Genomic DNA, 236 nt, shown 5'->3' with positions numbered 1-236 from the left:
GCTCATAGAGACGCTGGATGATCGGCGCCATCTTGATGAAGCAGGTACCGGCGATAACCATGAAATCCGCCTGGCGCGGCGAGGCCCGGATCACTTCGGCGCCAAAGCGCGCGATGTCGTGGGGCGCCGTGAAGGCGGTGGTCATTTCCACGTAGCAGCACGAAAGGCCGAAGTTGTACGGCCACAGGGAGTTTTTACGCCCCCAGTTGACCGCGCCACTCAGCACGTCTTCCAGC

At 61.9% G+C, this 236-nt stretch carries 1 protein-coding gene; it reads right to left on the bottom strand.

The window, feature by feature from the left end:
- Window positions 1–236, bottom strand: a 236-nt coding sequence (locus tag AAEY75_RS17105) for an NADH-quinone oxidoreductase subunit B (RefSeq protein WP_502944467.1), incomplete at both ends; no start/stop codon positions are given.

The organism is Psychrobacter sp. TB55-MNA-CIBAN-0194, from assembly GCF_040309505.1.
Classification (GTDB): Bacteria; Pseudomonadota; Gammaproteobacteria; order Pseudomonadales; family Moraxellaceae; genus Psychrobacter; species Psychrobacter fozii.
This window is presented reverse-complemented; position numbering and strand designations above follow the sequence as displayed.